The organism is Solwaraspora sp. WMMD791 (assembly GCF_029581195.1).
Taxonomy (GTDB): Bacteria; Actinomycetota; Actinomycetes; order Mycobacteriales; family Micromonosporaceae; genus Micromonospora_E.
This window is the reverse complement of sequence record NZ_CP120737.1, coordinates 5,960,584-5,979,616: the sequence shown is the minus strand read 5'-3', so window position 1 is coordinate 5,979,616 and position 19,033 is coordinate 5,960,584. Positions and strand designations below refer to the sequence as shown.

20 protein-coding genes and 2 pseudogenes are annotated in these 19,033 nt (G+C 67.2%); 13 read left to right on the top strand and 9 right to left on the bottom strand.

The features are described 5' to 3' along the window. Window positions 1-79 precede the first annotated feature (79 nt). The 3 genes from O7623_RS26950 (at window position 80) to O7623_RS26940 (ending at window position 2,564) form a co-directional block, all read left to right on the top strand. Entirely contained in the window at window positions 80-1,111 is a 1,032-nt protein-coding gene (locus tag O7623_RS26950) for an NADP-dependent oxidoreductase (protein WP_282225745.1), read from the top strand. 2 nt (window positions 1,112-1,113) lie between these two features. Then, the gene (locus O7623_RS26945) at window positions 1,114-1,542 is read left to right on the top strand and encodes a MerR family transcriptional regulator (RefSeq protein WP_282225744.1); all 429 of its coding nucleotides are present in this window, start codon (window positions 1,114-1,116) and stop codon (window positions 1,540-1,542) included. A gap of 152 nt (window positions 1,543-1,694) precedes the next feature. Beyond that, the gene (locus O7623_RS26940; protein WP_282225743.1) at window positions 1,695-2,564 is read left to right on the top strand and encodes a ricin-type beta-trefoil lectin domain protein; all 870 of its coding nucleotides are present in this window, start codon (window positions 1,695-1,697) and stop codon (window positions 2,562-2,564) included. A gap of 30 nt (window positions 2,565-2,594) precedes the next feature. Here O7623_RS26940 and O7623_RS26935 read toward each other — a convergent pair whose 3' ends face one another. From O7623_RS26935 to O7623_RS26925, 3 genes are read right to left on the bottom strand one after another with little or no spacing between them, the layout of a single operon-like run. Next, window positions 2,595-3,278, bottom strand: coding sequence for a response regulator transcription factor (locus tag O7623_RS26935; protein ID WP_282225742.1), 684 nt, complete (start codon window positions 3,276-3,278; stop codon window positions 2,595-2,597). Continuing rightward, a complete protein-coding gene (locus O7623_RS26930; protein ID WP_282225741.1) occupies window positions 3,275-4,627 on the bottom strand; it encodes a histidine kinase in 1,353 nt (450 codons plus the stop codon). Before O7623_RS26930 ends, O7623_RS26935 begins: the two co-directional genes overlap by 4 nt. Window positions 4,628-4,633: 6 nt before the next feature. After that, window positions 4,634-5,206 (bottom strand): hypothetical protein, encoded by a 573-nt coding sequence (locus tag O7623_RS26925; protein WP_282225740.1) that lies wholly within the window; start codon window positions 5,204-5,206, stop codon window positions 4,634-4,636. 298 nt (window positions 5,207-5,504) lie between these two features. On the opposite strand from O7623_RS26925, the gene O7623_RS26920 reads away from it, so the two are divergent. Beyond that, a complete protein-coding gene (locus tag O7623_RS26920; protein ID WP_282225739.1) occupies window positions 5,505-6,419 on the top strand; it encodes a hypothetical protein in 915 nt (304 codons plus the stop codon). A 413-nt stretch (window positions 6,420-6,832) separates the two neighbouring features. Here O7623_RS26920 and O7623_RS26915 read toward each other — a convergent pair whose 3' ends face one another. Next, window positions 6,833-7,054: a hypothetical protein gene (locus O7623_RS26915; RefSeq protein ID WP_282225738.1), complete on the bottom strand. Its 222-nt coding sequence runs from the start codon at window positions 7,052-7,054 to the stop codon at window positions 6,833-6,835. Window positions 7,055-7,379: 325 nt separating this feature from the next. Continuing rightward, window positions 7,380-7,586 (bottom strand): annotated as a pseudogene (locus O7623_RS26910) (IS5/IS1182 family transposase); the annotation flags it as partial. Window positions 7,587-8,355: 769 nt separating this feature from the next. Here O7623_RS26910 and O7623_RS26905 point away from each other — a divergent pair. From O7623_RS26905 to O7623_RS26895, 4 genes and pseudogenes are all read left to right on the top strand, one after another. Continuing rightward, window positions 8,356-9,402, top strand: a complete 1,047-nt coding sequence (locus O7623_RS26905) for a type III polyketide synthase (RefSeq protein WP_282225737.1) — start codon at window positions 8,356-8,358, stop codon at window positions 9,400-9,402. 106 nt (window positions 9,403-9,508) lie between these two features. After that, window positions 9,509-10,357: pseudogene (locus tag O7623_RS26900) on the top strand (aldo/keto reductase); the annotation flags it as partial. 114 nt (window positions 10,358-10,471) lie between these two features. Beyond that, window positions 10,472-10,804, top strand: coding sequence for a nuclear transport factor 2 family protein (locus tag O7623_RS31425; RefSeq protein ID WP_348775178.1), 333 nt, complete (start codon window positions 10,472-10,474; stop codon window positions 10,802-10,804). Beyond that, the gene (locus O7623_RS26895) at window positions 10,797-12,017 is read left to right on the top strand and encodes a cytochrome P450 (RefSeq protein WP_282225736.1); all 1,221 of its coding nucleotides are present in this window, start codon (window positions 10,797-10,799) and stop codon (window positions 12,015-12,017) included. The genes O7623_RS31425 and O7623_RS26895 overlap by 8 nt, the downstream gene beginning before the upstream one ends. A gap of 328 nt (window positions 12,018-12,345) precedes the next feature. On the opposite strand, the gene O7623_RS26890 is transcribed toward O7623_RS26895, so the two are convergent. Further along, window positions 12,346-12,888, bottom strand: a complete 543-nt coding sequence (locus O7623_RS26890; protein ID WP_282225735.1) for a class IV adenylate cyclase — start codon at window positions 12,886-12,888, stop codon at window positions 12,346-12,348. Between the two features lie 165 nt (window positions 12,889-13,053). Between O7623_RS26890 and O7623_RS26885 the strand changes: the two genes are divergently transcribed. From O7623_RS26885 to O7623_RS26875, 3 genes are all read left to right on the top strand, one after another. Beyond that, window positions 13,054-13,305, top strand: a complete 252-nt coding sequence (locus O7623_RS26885; RefSeq protein WP_278118340.1) for a type II toxin-antitoxin system Phd/YefM family antitoxin — start codon at window positions 13,054-13,056, stop codon at window positions 13,303-13,305. Between the two features lie 3 nt (window positions 13,306-13,308). Beyond that, entirely contained in the window at window positions 13,309-13,725 is a 417-nt protein-coding gene (locus O7623_RS26880) for a type II toxin-antitoxin system VapC family toxin (protein WP_282225734.1), read from the top strand. A gap of 101 nt (window positions 13,726-13,826) precedes the next feature. Next, window positions 13,827-14,066, top strand: coding sequence for a helix-turn-helix domain-containing protein (locus O7623_RS26875; RefSeq protein ID WP_282225733.1), 240 nt, complete (start codon window positions 13,827-13,829; stop codon window positions 14,064-14,066). Window positions 14,067-14,108: 42 nt separating this feature from the next. Here the strand turns inward: O7623_RS26875 and O7623_RS26870 are convergent, their stop codons facing one another. Next, a complete protein-coding gene (locus tag O7623_RS26870; protein WP_282225732.1) occupies window positions 14,109-14,741 on the bottom strand; it encodes a GNAT family N-acetyltransferase in 633 nt (210 codons plus the stop codon). Further along, entirely contained in the window at window positions 14,726-15,091 is a 366-nt protein-coding gene (locus O7623_RS26865; protein WP_282225731.1) for a hypothetical protein, read from the bottom strand. The genes O7623_RS26870 and O7623_RS26865 overlap by 16 nt, the downstream gene beginning before the upstream one ends. 548 nt (window positions 15,092-15,639) lie before the next feature. Between O7623_RS26865 and O7623_RS26860 the strand changes: the two genes are divergently transcribed. Next, window positions 15,640-16,896, top strand: coding sequence for a helix-turn-helix transcriptional regulator (locus tag O7623_RS26860; RefSeq protein WP_282225730.1), 1,257 nt, complete (start codon window positions 15,640-15,642; stop codon window positions 16,894-16,896). Beyond that, the gene (locus O7623_RS26855; RefSeq protein ID WP_282225729.1) at window positions 16,897-17,370 is read left to right on the top strand and encodes a hypothetical protein; all 474 of its coding nucleotides are present in this window, start codon (window positions 16,897-16,899) and stop codon (window positions 17,368-17,370) included. Between the two features lie 943 nt (window positions 17,371-18,313). Here the strand turns inward: O7623_RS26855 and O7623_RS26850 are convergent. Then, window positions 18,314-18,799, bottom strand: a complete 486-nt coding sequence (locus tag O7623_RS26850) for an N-6 DNA methylase (RefSeq protein WP_282229599.1) — start codon at window positions 18,797-18,799, stop codon at window positions 18,314-18,316. Window positions 18,800-19,033 lie beyond the last annotated feature (234 nt).

Here is a 19,033-nt window from a genome sequence, read left to right as displayed (position 1 = left end):
CCTGACGCGCGGGTCAAGGTCTACGGTCTGCCGTCAGCGTCCTTGCTGCCGTCTGCATCCCTTTGCGAAGGAGCGCGTCATGCCCTCGACACCCTCGACTCACCGGGAGGTGCGGCTCGCCGCCGTCCCGGACGGACTGCCCCGGCCCGAGCACTTCACCGTCGCGCAGGTCCCGACACCACGCCCCGGACCGGGCGAAATCCTCGTCCGCAACCGCGCATTCCTGGTGTTCGCCGCGCTGCTGCGGACCATGATCGGCGCTGCGGCGGCGGGGCTGCCCGGGGTACGTCCCGGCGAGCCACTGCCGGGACCGGCGATCGGCGAGGTCGTCACCGCCCCTGACGGCAGCGGGTTCGAGCCAGGCGACCTCGTCGGGCACGACCTCGGCTGGCGCGAGTACGCGACGGTGCCCGTCGACGGATGCCGGCCCCTGGGGAACTCCCTCGCGGACCCCGTCGCACACCTGTCGCAGGGCTGGACGGCGTACGGCGCACTGACCCGGGCCGTCGACGTGCGCCCCGGCGACACCGTCCTGGTCACCGGCGCGGCCGGTGCTGTCGGGTCGCTCGCGGGTCAGATCGCCCGGCTCCTGGGCGCGGGCCGGGTCATCGGCACCACCGGTTCGGCGGAGAAGGCCGACCGCCTGACCACCGAACTCGGCTACGACGCCGCGGTCGTGCGCGGCGCGGGACCTGTCGCGAAGCAGCTCACCGACGGCGCGCCCGACGGCATCGACGTGCTGCTCGACACCGTCGGCGGCGAACAACTCCAGGCAGCCGTGGCCGTGGCCCGTCCACACGCCCGGTTCGTCCTCGTCGGGGCGCTCTCCGCGCAGTTGGCCGCCGAAGGTCTGGGCATCAGCGCCCCGGTGGAGCTCGACCTGGTGCCGGTCGTGCTCAAGCGGATCCACCTGCACGGCTTCAACGCCGCCGACCATCCTGACATGCTCGGCGAATGGACCGAGCGGTTCGGCGGCTGGCTGCGCGAGGGCCGCATCCAGTTCCCGCATGTGCGGCTGCCCGGAATCGACCGGGCACCGGAGGCGTTCCAGCAAGTCACTGACGGTCGGCACATCGGCGCCGTCATAGTGGAGCTGCAGCAACGGGAGTAGGAATGCGGATCGGTGACGCGGCGGCAGCGGCGGGAGCGACGCCACGAGCGCTACGCTTCTACGAGCAACGCGGGCTGCTGCCACCGCCGACGCGCACCCGCACCGGGCAGCGGACGTACGGCCCCGCCGACGTCGCCCGGGTACGGATCATCCGAGAGCTGCTGTCACTCGGCCTCACCGTCGAGGACATCGCGACCCTCAGCGACCGGCTGCACCTGCTCGACGGCGACACGCTGCCGCAGCACATCCTCCCGGCACACATCCGGATCCCGGAGGCGGCCGAGACCTTCGGCCGACGGTTGGAGGTCATCGACCGGCAGATCGCACGGCTGATTCAACTCCGCCAACTGCTGTCCGTCTGTCATGCGCAGCTCACCGACATCCCGGCAGGCGAGGTCGGCGGCGGTGAGCCAGACGTGGCTACCGCCTAGATTCACCGGCCGTAACTGGTCAGCGGCCCGCGCGGATTGGCAGGATCTCCCGCTGGCGCCTTGTCTGTGCCGGGCACCGTGGCCTGGCCCCGGTGCGCCGCGTCCGGGTCCCGGACGACCCGTACCTTGTCGCTGGTCCGTCAGGAGAGTCGATGTCGCAGGGTGATCCGGTCGACCCGTGGGCCGATGTCGATCCGGCAGTCGTCGTCACCGGCACCCCGATGGGTGAACGCAGCGGCGACGTCGGCATCGACAGTGCCGCCACCACGGGCGCCGGCGGGGTGTCGCGTTCCGGCCCGGGCGGCGACCGGCCGCCGACCCGACCTCGGCGGCCGGCGCTGCTGCTCGGGGCGCTCGGCACGGTCGCCGTGGTGCTGACGATCGCAACGGCCGTGGCCCTCGCGAACCGGGCCGACGAGATCGGGACGCCGGGGGCGGTGGCGCTGACCGGCGAGCCGGCGGCGTCGTCGGCTGAGCCGGAGGATCCGCGTACGCCCGATCCGGCGGCACCGTCGCCCAGCGCCACGCCGAGTCCCACGGCGTCGCCGGCAGGCCCGGACCGGCAGGCCGACGCTGCGGCGGCGTCGCCGACGTCCCCCGCCGCATCGGCGCAACCCCCCGCTGACGCCGGTGCGGACCCGGTGCTGCGGGCCGGGCTGCTGGCCAGTGGGGCGTCCGGTCGGTGCCTGACCGGGTCCGGTGAACTGGACACCGTGGTGCTGTACGACTGTCGGCAGCGGCCTCGCGACCAGCGCTGGGAGTTCCACTCGGACGGCACTGTCCGGGTCCGGGGCCTGTGCCTGGACCTGCGGGACGGCTCGACGGCCAACGGTACGCAGGTGATCCTGGCCGGGTGCAGTGGTGCACCGTCCCAGCAGTTTCACCTGAACTCTGTCGACGACCTCTACCACCGGCACGCCCGCAAGTGTGTCGACGTGTACGACGGGCGGCAGGACAACGGAGCCGTGACGATCCTGTGGCCCTGCAGCGGTGCCGCCCACCAGTCCTGGTATCTCAAGTAGACGGCTGAGCTGAGGCGGGGCGCAGGCAAGCTACGGCGCGGAGCCGGGCGCGACCAGTCCGCTCTGGTAGGCCAACGCGACCGCCTGGGCCCGGTCGCGCAGCCCCAGCTTGATCAGCACCCGGCCCAGGTGGGTCTTGACGGTGGCCTCGCCGACCAGCAGCCGACGGGCGACCTCCGCATTGGACAGGCCATGGGCGACCAGGACGAGCACGTCGCGTTCCCGCCCGGTCAGCGCGGACAGCCGGCCGGGCACGCCGATCGACGGCTCCGGTCGGGCGGTGAGGTCGTCGATCAGGGTGCGGGCCACCGCCGGGTCGAGCCAGGCTTCACCGGCGGTGGCCGCGCGGACCGCGAGCGCCAGTTCGGCCGGTGCCGCATCCTTGAGCAGGAAGCCGGACGCGCCGGCCCGCAGCGCCGCGTAGACCGTCTCGTCGACGTGGTAGGTGGTCAGGATGATCACCCGGACCGGCCGGTCGGGGTCGGCGGCGAAGTCGTCCGAGGTGATCTCGCGGGTGGCGGCGACGCCGTCCATGCCGGGCATCCGGACATCCATCAGTACGACGTCCGGCTGCCGGGCCGCGGCCATGGCGACCGCCGACGCGCCGTCGGCGCACTCGCCGACGATCTCGATGTCCGGTTCACCGGCCAGCAGCATCGCGATCCCGGAGCGGACCAGCTGTTGGTCGTCGACCAGGAGCACCCGGATGCTCATGCCGGCTCCCCCGGGTCGGCGGTCAGCCGCAGGGCGGCCGGCCGGGTGGCCACCGGCAGCGTCGCGGCCACCTGGAAACCGGCGGACCCTGCCGGTCCGGCGGACCCTGCCGGTCCGGCGGACGCGGCGGCTCCGGCAGGTGCAGCCGGACCAGCCGCCAGGTGCCCGCCGATCAGCCGGAGCCGTTCCCGCAGGCCGGCCAGCCCGTTGCCGGTGGACAGCCCGACGACCGGCCCGTCCGGGTCCGTGGTGGTCCGGTCGGTCGGCTGCTGGTTGGTGACGGTGACCGACAGCTGCGTCGGCTGCCAGTCGAGCCGTACGGTGGCCGGCGCCGTACGGCCGGCGTGGCGGACCACGTTGGTGAGCGCCTCCTGCACCGTGCGGTACACGGCCAGGCCGACACTGGGGTCCACGGCCTGCACCGTGCCGGTGTGTTCCCAGTGGACGGTGAGCCCGAGGCCGCGGAACCGGTCCAGCAGCGCCGGCAGGTCGGCCAACCCGGGCTGCGGCCCGCTGTCCCGGTCGTCGGTCCGGTCGGCGGGCTCGTCGTCGGGCTCTCCGGCGGGCTCTCCGTCGGGCTCGTCGTCGCGCAGCAGCGTCAACATCCGGCGCAGCTCACCGATCGCCTGCTGACCCTGCGCGGTGATCTGCTCCAACGCGGTCGCCGCCCGGTCCGGGTCCTTGCGCAGCACCCGCTGCGCGCCGCTGGCCTGCAGCACCATCACCGTCACGGCGTGCGCCACGATGTCGTGCAGCTCGCCGGAGATCCGCTGCCGTTCGGCGTGCACCGCGCGGGCCGCCGCCTCGGCGCGCCGCCGCTCGGCGGCGACCAGCCGCCGCCGGTTCAGCCCCGCCCAGTGGCCGACCGCCCAGACCCCGGCGACGAAGACCGTGTAGATCGCGAGCAGCGCGGCCAGCACCGGCCCGAACTGCCCGGTGCCGGCCTGCTGCGCCCGCCACGCCTCGTTGCCGGCGATCACCGCGTACGGCAGCAGCGCCGGGCCGATCAGCCAGCTGTAGCGCAGCGGCCGGTAGGCACCGACGGTGTAGACCGCCACCAGCAGCGCGATGACCGGCTGGTAGCCGGCCACCAGCGCCGTCCCGACGAGCGCGTGCAGACAGGCGAGGGCCAGTACGACGACCGGGTACCGTCGCCGCCCGATCAGCGCCACCGCGCCGAACAGGCCGTACGCCGTGATGATCAGCGGGTGCAGCGACCGGGGGTCGCTGCCGTCGAGGTTGGCGCCGACCGTGGAGAACAGCGCCACGTCCAGCACGCCGACACCGAACGCCAACAGCGTGTCGAGCAGTACGGTCCGCCGGGTGACGGCCGGGACGACGGTCGGCATCACCGGCTACTTGGTGCCGTGCGTGCCGCAGAAGCAGAAGAAGACGCAGAAACCGCCAACCAGCTGATCGTACGAGTCGAATTGATGCGCCGACCGGCGCGGACGCCGCTGCTCGCGCTCGACGCGGGAAATCTCGGTCAGCAGTTCGCCGCTGATGTCGCCGATCCCGGGCGGCACTGCCGCGAGCTGGTCCAGGGCCGCCCACAGGTCCCCGCCGTGTTCCTGCGTGGCGGCGGCCAGTTCGCGAGGGTCCACCTCGCCGATCTGTGCGCTGTAGCGGGAGTGGTGGCGCAGCCGGCCGACGGTCGCCAGCGGCTCCTTCGCCCCGGTCAGCTGGAACGGGCTCCACTTCCACGCGTCGATGCGCTCGACCGGCAGGTGCGCGGTCGGGTCGGCCGGGAAGATCAGGATCTCCAGCTCAGTGGCCGGATCGAGCAGTTCGGGCCTCGGGTTGGGCACCAGCACCGCATCCCCGTCGACCAGCACGGCGGCGGCCAGATGACCGGCGGCCCGGTCCCGGGCGTTGCGGTCCTGGACGGACACCCGGATGTCGGCGTGCGTCGTCGTTCCGGTACACATCTCTGGCACTCCCATGATCGAAGTCACCAGCAGGGTAGTGGTCCGCCGCAGGCCGGTCGATATCGCTACTGGTCGGCTTCGTCTCCCTTTCGGATGGTCCGTGTCATCCGCTCGGTCGGATGCCCGTACGACCGTGACCGGAGATCGGCGGCGGACCGTGCCCGCAGGTGGACCCGCCGGTCGTCACCGCTGGTCGAGCGGCGGACCTGCGGCAGATGTCGTCAGGCTGACGCGCTTCGACCGCCGGGCCGCGATCATCAGGTTCCTCCGATACCCGCCGCACCGAAGGAGGAGCAAGATGCACCGTTACATGTGGAAACGTCGGTTGGCGGTGCTGGTCGCCGGCGTCGTCGCCGCGACCGGCGCCCTCGCCGTCGTCAGTGTCCCGGCCGCCCAGGCCGGTGCCATCCGGACCGGCGCGTTCGTCGGCACGACCAGGATCGGCACCCAGCTCAACGCGAACACGACCATGTACGGGGGCCAGTACATCCTGTCCCCCGACGGCCGCTACGGCCTGCTGATGCAGACCGATGGGAACCTCGTCGCCTACGGGCCGTCACCCTGTGGGTGGGCCCAGCCCAACATCTGCCGGGGCCCGTACGACTGGTGGGCCAGCAACACCGGCGGCCAGCCCGGCAACCGGGTCGTCATGCAGAGCGACGGCAACCTGGTCGTCTACCGCCCCAACGGTAGCGTCGCCTGGGCGTCGAACACCGACGGCTCCGGCGCGACCAGGGTGATGGTCACCAACCAGGGTTTCCTGTACCTGGCCCGCTGGGACGGTTCGATGGTGAGACTGCTGATAGGCCTGGCCGAGCAGAACAGCTACCTCGCGTACGCCGGCACCATGCCGGCCTCCTACCGGCTCACCACCCTGCGCTACATGTCCTCGCCGAACGAGGTCTATCACCTGATGCAGCAGCAGGACGGCAACCTGGTCCTGTACGGGCCGGCCAACAGCGTGCTCTGGTCGTCCGGGACGAACCAGATCGTGGTGGGCGGCATGAGCATCCGGGAGACCCGGATGCAGTCCGACGGCAACCTGGTCGTCTACGCCAGTTCGGCCGCCACCGCGCCGGCGGTGTGGGCGTCGAACTCCGTCGGGGCGGGGCCGACGCCGGAGCTGGTGCTGCACAACGACGGGAACCTGGTGCTGCGATCCTGGTCCACCTGGCAGGTGTTCTGGCAGACCGGCACCGGCGGCCAGCTGTAGCCCGCACCCGTACGCCCGGCTGGCCATGTCGCGGATTCGCGACGTGGCCAGCCGGTTCCGGTCGGTGCGCGATCGGCGTACGCGGCGTAGGCAGGATAGGCCGAGCGCAACGACGTCAGCAGCGGGCCGGCCACCTGCTCGGTCATCCAGGCGGCGAACTCCTCATGGGTACGGACGGCGCCAGCGAGCAACGTGTCCGCCTGGGCTGACCAGCGCTCGTCGCCGGAGGCGGCGGCGCCGGCCCACAACACCTCGACCAGCAGTCCGTAGATGGTGGTGAACTGCAGCCGGTTGTGCCAGGTCTCGTGAATGCTGGTGAGCCGGCCCGCTTCGGCCAGCTCGCCCCGGGACAGGTCGACGACCCATCCGGCACCGTGGTATCGACCGCCTGCATGGGTCACGAGTCCTGCCTATCATGTCGGTACCAGCCGCTGCCGCCAGTGAGTCAGGGGGTCGACGTCGGCGGCGTCGCTGGCGGCCCGCAGCACGACCAGGGGCAACCTGGGGACGTCGCTGGCCTGCCGGTCGGCTTCGGCGAACACCACACCCGCCAACTCGCCGTCAGTGGAGCAGGCCAGCAGGAACAGCTGCTCGACGTACATCCGGCCGAGGCCGACCTCCGTCCAGCCGGACACGCCTGCCAAAGCCCGGCGGCACTCACCCAGCGCCTGCCAGGCGGCCTGATGGTCGCCGGCCAGCGCTCCAACTCGGCCAGGGACTGCCAGGCTGATGCGCGGTCCCAGTCGGTGTCGGCGTAGCGCAAGCTCTCCCGCTGGGCCTGCGCCGCCAGCGCGTACGCTCCCAGGTCCGCCAGCTGATACCGCAGTACGCCGAGGGTCGGCTCGTCCCGCTCGCGACCGGCCGCCCAGTCGTCGAGGCAGGTGCCCGCATCGAGCTCGGCCCGGCTGGCTATGACCGCCGCATCGCCCTCGGCCTCAGTCAGGCCGAGTTCGCCGCAGGTGTCGGGTTCGTGCGCCAGTACGCGGGGACCAGCAACACCCGGTCCGGCAGGTCGAGAGACCACTGAAGGGCCGGCAGGCCGTCAGCGAACGCCTCCCCGCCACGCTCGGCGACCAGCTTGACCAGGCGGCGGATCTGGACGGGCTGCAACCCGGTGAGCAGGAAAGATCCACTCTGGGCAGCTGGCGAGGCCAGCGGTACCCACATTGAGTCCGCTACGAACCTCTAGCAGACACGGGAAATACCCTAGTCTGCACTGCCCCTTTGAGCTATCGACGGCTTTGACCGTGTTGAATAGAGCAGAAGGCGGCCACGCCACCACGGGATCGTCGGATCAGTGAGGAGAGAGCCGTGCCTGTGCTGATCGTCCATCACACGCGGCGCTCAGAATTCAGACTCGGCACCGCACCGGAACCGAGGCCCGAACCGGGTCAGGTGGTGGTCAGGGTAAGGGCTTTCGCCCTGAACAACGGTGATCTCGCTACCACTGCTGGACTCGACCCATACCATCTGTTCAACGTACGGGCCGGCCCTGGTGCAACGTCTCCGAGTCGAAATGGCCGAACTCGGGGGAACGTTCACCGACGAAGCAGCCCACGGCTTCGCCGAAGAATTTGTCACCCTGCTGCACTTCCTGCACAGCATGTATGTGGTTCACGGAGGGCTCACGCCTGATCGGCTGTTGCTGGGTCGGAGAGCCTGCGGTTGATCGGGTTCACGACCGAACACGGCGCCAAGGCGGTGCCGCCGTACCCGCCTTCACATCGCCTGAGGCATTGAGCGCCGTGCCCGGCACGCTGCCGGGCGCGCACCATGCCCGGAACCCGAACCACACCCAGGACAGCGACAGCCATCAGTCAGAGTACACAGCGCCCAAGATCGTAAAGGATCTGGGCCACCAACGCCCCGAACGTGGTCGAAAAACTACGGTTCCTTCGACACCCGCAAACGCCGGGACGACCTCATTGGAGACTCAGTGCCCGTACTCTGCAAACCTGCGGTTGCCGTTCCGGAATTCGTCGTCACGCTGGACGAGACACTCGAACTTACCCGACAGGTACATGCTCACCACACAAAATTGTCTCTTGCGCTCCGCCTGATCGGCAACACCGGCGTTCTCAAACGCCACATTGTTCAGCCGTTGCAAGAGACTTTGAAGCATCCGGGTCTCACCGAGCGCACACAGATTTACGTCGAGCAGGCGACAGCTCGGATTCCGCCGGTGGCCCAAGAGGCTATGCACAACGCGGGGCTGCGCGCCGTCGACATCGACGCGATCATCGTTGTCTCCTGCACCGGTTTCACCATGCCGCCGCTGAGCACTTGGATGATCAACAAGCTCGGCTTCCGCCTTGATGCAGTCCAGATTCCTATCGCCCAGCTGGGCTGTGCGGCAGGCGGGGCCGCGATCGGACGTGCCTATGACTACTCGGTTGCCCATCCCGGATCAAACGTCCTCATCGTCGCTTGCGAGTTCTGCTCGTTGGGTTATCAGCCGACCGATCTCCTGGTAGGTAATCTGCTTTCCAACGGTCTCTTCGGTGACGCGGTGGCAGCGGCCGTGGTGGCGGGCCGTGACCGAAGTGGTCTGGTCATCGAGCGGGTCGGTTCAAGGCTTGTGCCCGATACGCAGGACTGGATCTCCTACATGGTCAAGGAGACCGGTTTTCATTTCCTCCTGGACAAGCGGGTTCCCGCGACGATGAAGCAGCTCGCGCCGGAGCTGAAGGCATTCGTTTCGGAGACCTCAAGGTCGATCGATGAGATCGACCATTTTGTCATACATGCCGGCGGGCCACGAATCCTTGATGACCTGTCGCTGTATCTAGGCATCGACCCCGAGAAACTCGACGTCAGCCGCCGAACACTACGTGAGTATGGAAATATTGCCTCTGCGGTAGTGCTCGATGTTCTCCGTCGGAAATTCGATGAGGCTGCAATGGTCGACGGAGAGACCTGCCTCCTGGCCGGCTTCGGTCCCGGTATCACCGCAGAAATGATGGTGGGCACGTGGCAATGTTGAGCGACCATTTGAGAAATGCGCTCGGGATCGAATATCGCAGCTCACGTGGCCGCCGTTCAGCCTGACCACCTATCAAGGTTCTACCATCAGAACAGTGGGAGCTGAAATGAGGAGAGATCTCGTCATCGGTGGCGATCTCAAGGTCAACCGTATCGGTTACGGTGCCATCAAGCTGACCGGACCGGGGTGTTGGGGACCACCGCGCGACCCGCAGGCAGCCATCGAATTGCTTCGCCATGCGGTCGATCTGGGTGTCAACTTCATCGACACCGCAGATTCGTATGGCCCCGACTTCAACGAACAAATCATCCGCGAGGCCTTGCATCCGTACCCCGACGACTTGGTCATTTCCACGAAGGGTGGTTTGCTGCGGAGCGGTCCCAACGATTGGCGCGAGGGGCGGATCGTCGCTTGCGGTCGGCCGGCCTATCTACGTCAGCAGGTCGAGATGAGCCTACGCAATCTCGGTCTGGACCGTATCGACCTCTACCAGCTGCACAGCATTGATCCGACGGTTCCGCTCGTCGACCAGGTGGCGGAGCTGCGCACGTTGCAGGTGGAGGGGAAGATTCGACACATCGGACTGTCATCGCAGCCTGGAGTCTCGATCGCTCAACTGACCCAAGCGGCGAGCGTCGCACCTATCGCCTCAGTCGAAAATCTGTACAACGTCACCGACCGGACCGACGAGGATGTCGTCCGATACGCCGAGAAACACGACATCGCCTACATCTGCTACTGGCCCCTGGGCAGCGGTCGCCTCCTCGCATCGCCGGGCGCTTTGAAGAGAATCGCAGACGATGTCGGGGTGACGCCCGCTCAGCTCGCACTTGCCTGGCTACTCCGCGACTCGCCCCGGACACTGCCGATCCCGGGAACGACGTCAATCGCACACCTGACGGAGAACATGCGGGCGCTGGAAGTCGTGCTAGACGAGGACAAGTGGGACGAGATCGACGAACTCTGCAAGGACGAGGCACCTGAGCGGCCCACGGCACCGACCCGGATCCAGCCTGACGAGCACCCCCACGTGGGCATCCTGCGAACGATTTATGCGGACGTCACCACCATGGGGGACTACGCGGACGACGACATCGTCCTGCACCCGGCCTGGCGTACCGCGAGTGATCCAGGCGACCTGGTCGGGAAAGCCACCGTCCTGGCCCGACAGGACGCACTGTTGAAGTCCCATCGCGGCACGATGGTGATGGATGTGGAGAGTATCAGCGCCAACGACAGCTTCGGGACGGTGCTCGGCACCATACGCACGCAGTATCCGCAGGTCGCGGCAATTCCGTTCTGCGGAGTCTGGAGGTTCCGCAACGGCCGGATCGTCGAGCATTGGGAAAACGCCTACAACGCCCAGGACGATGTGCGAAAGCTGACTCAAGGCCATGAGTGAGGCCGAAACGCTCCGTAGCGCTGGAGTCCGGGATTGTCCCTTCCACCACGCCAACGGGCTCGAGTTCGACCCGCTGCTGTCGAAGCTGCTCAAAGAGGATCCAGTCGCACGGATTCGCATGCGGTACGGAACCGAGGAAGCATGGTTGGCGACCAGGTACCGCGACGTGCAAGTAGTCACCGAGGATCGTCGGTTCAGCCGTGCGGCCGTCGTCGGTCGGGACCTGCCGAGGATGACACCCGAGCCCATCGCGCACCCGGATGCCATCAACCTCATGGACCCGCCTGCCCACACACGTTTGCGTCGGGTCATCGCCAGCGGTCTGAGCCCCGGGGCAGTCGAGCGTCTGCGGCCCCACGCCGAGCAAATCGTGGACAGGCTCCTGGATGAACTCGTTGCCGAGGGTGCGCCAGCGGATCTGGTTGGGCACTTTTCCGACCATCTTCCCCTCGCGGTGATGAGTACAATGTTCGGCATACCCGAGCAAGACCGTGACTGGCTGCGGCGGCGCACGATCTCGATCATGACCATTGCGCCTGAGGGCGGCACTGCGGCAAGTGACGCGAAGGCCGATTTGCGAGAGTACTTCACGGATCTGGTGGCACGCCGCCGGCGAGAGGGCGGCAACGACCTCCTGAGCGCGATGTGCCAGGCGGACAGCACGGACGAGCCGCTGAGTGACAGCGAACTGGCCATGCTCGGTCAGGTTCTCATGGTCGCGGGCCACGACACACTCACCTACGAGATCAGCAACATCGTTTATGTCTTGCTCACCCACGAGGCCGTCCTGGCTCAGATCTGTGCTCGCCCAGAGCGGCTTCCGAGGGCGATCGAGGAGTTGCTGCGTTTCATCCCGTTCCGGCAAGGCGTCGGCATCGCCCGGATAGCCATGGAAGACGTGGAACTCGGAGGCCGCTTCATCCGCGCCGGCGATGCTGTGCACGTGTCGTATCTGACCGCGAACCGAGACGGCGAGGTCTTCCCTCAGCCGGACGAGATCGATGTGGACCGGACACCCAAGCCGCACATGACATTCGGGTACGGCCCACACCGTTGTCCTGGAGCTCAGCTGGCTCGTATGGAGCTGCAGGTGGCGATCGGGGCGTTACTGCACCGGTTCCCGAGCCTGCGACTGGCTGTCGATCCAGACGACATCGAGTGGAACGCGAGCTCCATTTGGCGTTTTCCAGTCGCCCTTCCGGTCCGATGGTGAAGCCCGCGGTGTCGGCGCCGTGACCACGAACGCCTGATCGGATGGGGCGCCGGGGACCTGCTCGCCTGGCGCACGTGCGCACCGACCACATCTCACCCGGCGGACCGGCTTGGGGGTGGATCCCTGACGCCCTCGACGAGGTCCGCCGGGCGGTGTCCCGCACCGGGTCTGATGGAAATCAGAAACCTGGAAGGAACACCAGCGATGCCCGCGCCGTAGAAGTACAACGATGAGCTACGCAAGCGTCGACGGCGCCCGGCAGGCCGTTGTCGAGTACGTGTCGACCGGCCACCGACCGACCTGCCTCACCTGGTCGTCAGCACCGCGATCAGGCTGAGGCGAGGGCCGCGCGGACCAGCGAGTCGTACGTCTCGTCGGTGCGGGACGCCGCCACGCCGAGCGCGGCGACGAACGCCGCCAACTCGGCCTGCACCGCCACGCCGGGCACGCCGTCCGAGACGATGCGTTCCAACTCAAGGAAGGTGCCGAGGCCGGCGACGTCGTCGACGCACAGCACGCCGTCGGGCAATTCGGCGGTACGGCGTACTTTCGCGATTCGCACGGTGGCGCGGAAGCCCATCGCCAGGATCGCGGCGTGCATCTGGTCGCGGTCGGTCACCGCCGTCTCGTACTCGTCGCAGGCCAGCGCGTTGTCGGCGGGACGCTTCAGGGTGAAGATGTGCCGACCGTCGACGGTCCGCAGCCGTACGAAGGGGACGCCGAGCTTGCTGTCGCCGTACGACCAGCTTTGCGGGGCGTACGCCTGATCGTCCTGCACGACCGGCGGGCCCGGCTCGATGCCGCGTGCGGTGAGCGCGACGAGCAACGCTTCCCGATCCTGGACTCGGTACTTGACCTCGACCTCGCGCACCGCGCCTCCACCTGCCGTCGCCACACTGGCTGCGCAGCGTGGCACAGCCGTCACCGAGCCGCCAGCGCGGCACGCCAGCGGCTACCCGCGTCGACGCAGGAGAACAAGCGGTACAGCCTCCGACAGCAGGTATAGTCTAGTCAGACTAGACGGAGGTACGGCTGGATGCACTGGCAGGTCCAAGAGGCGAAACAGAGGTTCAGCGAGGTGCTTCGCGCAGCTGAGCGGGGTGAGCCGCAGATCGTGACGAAGCACGGCGAGGAGGTGGCCGTGGTCATCGACATCTCGGAGTACCGCCGTCTCCGCGGCGAACAGACCAGCTTCATGGAGTATCTTCGCAGCAATCCCGACATGGACGACGACTTCGAGATCGAACGCCAGCAGGATCTCCCCCGCGACATCGACCTGGCTGGCTGACCGTTGGCATTTCTGCTGGATACCAACGTGGTGTCGGAACTGCGTAAGACAAACCCGAACCAGAACGTCATCGCGTGGAACAAGACACATTCGGCCGCCGAGGCCTACCTGAGCGTGCTCGTGGTAGGTGAGATCCGGCAGGGAATCGAGCGGCTTCGCCCGCGTGACCCGCAGCGCGCTGAGTCACTTCAGCGCTGGCTGACCGGCCTGATCGCGAGCTTCCGAGATCGGGTGCTGCCCGTGACGACCGAGATAGCGATCGAGTGGGGCCGGATGAATATCCCGCCTGCGCCACCACCGGTCGTCGACGGACTGATCGCGGCGACCGCGAAAGTCCACCGCCTCACCCTGGTCACCCGCAACGTCGCCGACGTCTCTCGGACCGGGGTCAGCACCGTCAACCCCTTCGATCCGCACTGACAGGCGAGACACCCCACACGCAGATGAGGCCATGAAGAGATACCACACCAGGTGGACTGTTCCGGATGAGCACCGGGCAAGCCCTGAGTACGTCGAGGCCGGTGCCCGCCCGCATCGCCCTCGGGCAGGCCGTTTACGACCGTCGGGTCGCGCTCGGCCTGAGCCAGGCCGAGCTCGCCGCTCGGGCTGGCACCACCCAGACCGTGATCTCGCGGCTCGAAGGCGGCGCGGTCACGCCGACGCTCCCGCTGCTGCATCGCCTGGCCGGAGCACTGGAGGGCGAGCTGGACATCAAGATCACCGGCACCAGCACCCGTGCGGAGTACCCTCTCGCTTCGTGACCTGCTGGCCTGCGGCAACGTGGCCGCAGGCCAGCGTCCGACTCAGCCGACGCGCAGTGCGGCGGCCATCGGTGGTTGGTCGACCGGGTCGCTGGAGCGGCGCATCGCCCACAACGGCGGGCCGCCGGCCGGCAAGTGGGCGAGCCGGACGACGCGGTAACCGTGGCGTTCGTAGAACGCCCGCTGCCGCACGCTGCTCGCCTCCACCACCGCCGGCATCCCGATCCGGTCCAGCCGGGCGTGGTGCGCGGCCAGCAGCGTCGACCCGATCCCTTTGCGTCTCAGCCAGGGGGCGGCCGCCAGGAACGCCAGATGATGATGCCGGCCGGTCGGCTCCAGCCGGCCGGCCGTGAACGTGTAGTGCGCGTACGGGCCATGCCGGTCACCACACGACCGCAACCTGCGCCGCTGATGCTCCGCACCCAGCAGCCGGTCCGCCGGGTGCGGATACCAGACCGCCACCCCGTCGCAGTGCCCGACCACATCGACGATCCCGTGCCGTATCCCGAACTCCAGCTCGGCGGTGAAGAACTGATGCATCGTCAGATACCGCAGCGCGTGATCGCCGATCAGCCACGCCACCACCGGATCCACCACACACGACTGCGCCAACAACTCCCCCAACGGCTCCACGTCGGCGACCGTCGCCGCCCGTACGGTCAGCACGGCCGCCACGTCCACACCAGGAACCGGTCGAACAACTCCGCCGCCGTCACGTCGGGAAGGTCGAACGCCGCCTCGGTCATCCGCTCCACCGCGTACGTCGCCAACGCGACCGGCCCGAACACCCCCGCCAACTCCACCCGCGCCACCAGACACGGCCACAACTCGCCGCAGCCGGCACACGACCACGACGGCCGCACCGCCACATGACCACCACCACCGCCGCTGTCGGCCGCCGGCTCCACGCCAGCAACATCCCGGTACGCCGAACTGCCGACCCGGCCGACCCCAGGTTGCCCGTCATGACGGACGACCAGCACCCCACCGCCAGCGGCGGCCAGGCCCCGCAACCGCGCCCTCACCGCGACCACCGGCCCCGGTTCACCCGAGCAGCGTCCACCGCAGCCCGACCCACAGCACCAGGCCGACCAGCACCCGCCGTACCGGGTGCACCGGCCGGCCCGGTCGGGCTGAACCGCATCGAATGCCGAGGCACACACTCCGGACACCGCAACGTCGCCCCACACACCGGACACCACCGCTGCTTCAACCGGAACGTGAAGAAGCCGACGCACAACCCGCCCAGCGCCGCCAACACGACTCCTACCAAGGTCAACACTCTTGATCCTCCCCACCACGCCGGTACGGCCGTGGCCAATCGGCGTGCTCATGAGCGTCTGAGTTGTCCCTGTCGCGGATCGCGACGACACGCAGCTTGGCGATCACAGATAGTCAGCGCCACTCACAGCGGCATAGGAATCAAGATCTATACCTTCAGGCATACGCCTGCGACACGGAAGCGGCATAGTAGAGGAGGTCCGTTCGCTTCCCTAGCGGACGGATGCGCAGCACCGCAGGAGGGACAGATGCAAGGGCATGAACCAGCGCCGAGCTGCGCAGGCATGAGCAAATGATCAAGCTGCCACCCGAGATCCTGGAGCGAACGGATGTACGCCAGGCGTTGAAGGCCGGCGACTGGACTACCGTCCTTCAGGTCGTCACGACCGAAACTCGGGTGTCGCAGACGGAGATCGCGCAAGCCGTTGGCATATCGCAGCCACACGTTTCCCGCCTGCTCACCGGACGGAGCCGAGATCCAGGGCTTCGCACCGTGCGGGCACTTTGCGACGGCCTGGGGATACCCCGATCTCTGGCCGGCTTGCTGGATGAACAGGAGAGTGACACGAACCGCCGCCAATTCGTCGCCGCAGCCGCAGCAGCCACGGGGGTTGCCCTAGTCGGCACAGCTGCTGGAGGCGTTCCCCTCGAATCACGCGACGACGAGCAACTACTGACCATCCCCTCGACCACCTACCGCAGACTAGAGCAGCGCATGTCTGCGCGTAGCCTCCTTCCGCCTGTGAGCGCACACCTTGCGCTCATCCGCCAACTCGCATCGCGGAACGAACGCTCACCTGTACACACCCGCCAGCTTTACTCGGTGCTCAGCGAAACCGCTGGGCTGACCGCGTGGCTGTACGTCGATGTCGACGACCGAGCCAACGCCCGCCGCCACTACCAACTCGCGGTCCATGCGGCAGATCGGTCTGGACACCCACTGCTCCTTGCATACATGCGGGCGAGCCTGGGCCAGTTCGCAGCGAACTGCGGCGACGCACGCGAAGCCGTCCAGATTGTCGCATCCGCTCGCCTAGCCCTTCCCCGCTCAGCGCCCGCTATCTCTACGGTCTGGATGGACGCGATCGAGTCACTCGCGCTCGCTGAGGCTGGCGACAAAAAGTCGCTTCACCTCCTGAACCATGCCGAGGATCGCCTAGCGAAGGCCCGAAACGATGAACCCGTCTGGCCTTGGATCTTTCGCTTCGATCACCAAAAACTGGCATCGTTTCGAGCGCAAGTCGCAAGCAAGCTGGATCAGCCCAACCTGGCCAGCCGGGCGCTCTCTATAGCAGCCAGCGGTCCAGCTCAAAGCCCGAAAGCCAAAGCCTTATCCGACGTCCTTCGAGCAGAGATCCTGGCGAAGTCGGGACGCCTCGACGAGGCATGCAACATTGCCTGTGAGGCTTTCGACGCAGGCAAGAAGTATGAGTCAGAGAAGATCCTCCAATCAGTCTCGCGGTTCCGCGAAGCCATCGGAGGACGGGCCGGAAAGCTGACCCTCGATCTTGACGATCGACTCTACGGAAGATACCAGGAGGATCGTTAGTTGCGGATCGCCATCACTGGACATCGCGGACTGAACGACGAAGTCACAGCCAAAGTCACCGAAATCTTGAACATGAGGCTGTCCGAAGTCAAGGAGGAGATCGTCGGCCTAACTTGCCTCGCCGACGGAGCCGATCAGCTCTTTGCCGAGGCGGTGCTCCGGCACGGCGGTCAGCTTGAAGTCGTCGTCCCCGCCCAGGAGTACCGAAACGGACTACCCAAACATGCCCATGCGGCATACGACAAGTTGATCAGTCAGGCCGCAGCTGTCCACCACTGCGACTACCGCGTCTCCGACTCGACTGCCCACATGGCCGCAAGCGAGTTGATGGTCGATCAGTCGGATCAGCTCTTCGCCGTTTGGGACGGCATGCCCGCCCGAGCCTACGGTGGCACCGCCGACGTCGTCGCCTATGCCGAGGCTCGCGGGATCCCAGTTACCGTCATCTGGCCTGCCGGCACCCACCGTAACTGACCGACCCTTCGGAAACTGGTCCAATTCGCGCAACCGGCAGCACGCGTTCCGCAACCTAGTCGTTCCGATCCTGCCACCCATCCGACTCAGCCTGTCGACGTATATGTCGAGCTACGATTCCAGAAATCGCTACTGCCGCCCCAAGCGCTACCGCAGTGACAGGCACAACAGCGAATCCGAGCCCAATCGCTGCGGCCGCAACAGCACCGGCAACCGTCCCAGCCGCACCAACGGCAGCGGGCACGGTCTGCGACTTTGGGGGCGACGGCTCATGGGGTTCATCCGAGCTAGTCCCAGTCATAAACTTTAGCTCCCGCAACCACAGCTCCCAACAGGATTATGATCCCAACCGAGTTCGCAATTATTATCCACCCGATTCCCCTCCACCCCCAGCTCTTCATCTGCGCACCGGGTCCATACGCAAAGACTCGAAGGAAAAACGGAAATGCGCTACAGCCAAGAACGATAGAAATGAAGCTAGCTAGCGCTTGCGCGGCGGGAACGCTCTTCCCCTGATTTGCGGCAACTATTACCGATCCCGCCAAGGCAAGGCTTGCAGCCACAACCCAATCCGACCAAAACAGGGCGTCATCGCGCGTCAATCCATGGTTTTTGTTAGGAAGGTCCGTTCTACTTATTCCTTTCATGACCACCTGGAGCGCGGCAGTACCAACGGCCACTACTACGGTGATGATCAATGCATTCAGCTTACATCCCCTTCCCAGCGGACATTTTCACGGATCACCGTACACGAAGCGCATTCATGATCGCATCCGTCCAGAAGAACCAGGAGCATTACCCAAAAGTGCTAGCAACACACTCAAGAGCAGTGTGTCCAGAACCCGACACCCATCGGCACCTGCGAAGAAGAATCGGAGTTTTGCCTGATGAGGGCCTTGATCAACCCGGACCAGTCACAGCCGCAGCTGCAGATCTATCGACATCATCTACAAGCCCGGCACCGTGGCGGCGGTAGAGGCTTGGCAGGTCTGGAGTAGCCGAGCGCCGGTGAGGAACTCTGACGCAGCCTTGGGCCCGCGCCTCGAGTTGGCCGAAGCTCGCACGTGATGAGGGGGGACAGCGGCGCAGGGCCGATCGCCGTCACGGGTCCACAGACCAGCGCCCTGCGGGCGAGTATTCCCCCCGCCCCGCCTTCGAGGAGAGCGTTGCCGGGCAGGACCACCGCGGTCCGCCCGTCGATCTCCAGCATCGACGCGATGTGCTGCACGAAGTTGAGCTGCTTGTTCGACGTTGTCGCCCAGAAGTCGGCGCGCTCGATCTCCCGCTCCTCGCGGCTCGCCCGCCCGTCCTCGCCGATCATGCGGATCGACGAGCTACGCCCGAACGGCGGGTTGGCCAGCACCAGGCTGACCATGCCGTCCGGCTCCCGACTCGGCGTCCTTCGTGCCCTTGGCGAGCAGATCCTCACGCCGACGCTGGCTCGCCGATCCACAAGGACTCCCAAGCTGGCGGACCGGTTGGCGAGCCGCCGAATGCGTTGAAGATCCACAACTCTCCACAGAGGGGTGTTGAGCGGTGCAGAACGCTACACGGTATCGATGCCGACGATGCTTGTCACCCCGCCGAAGGGCGGGTGTGGACCGACCGGGCGGCGTAGCCACCACCGGCCACCGGTCAGACCACCCCGGCCACCGGACAGGCT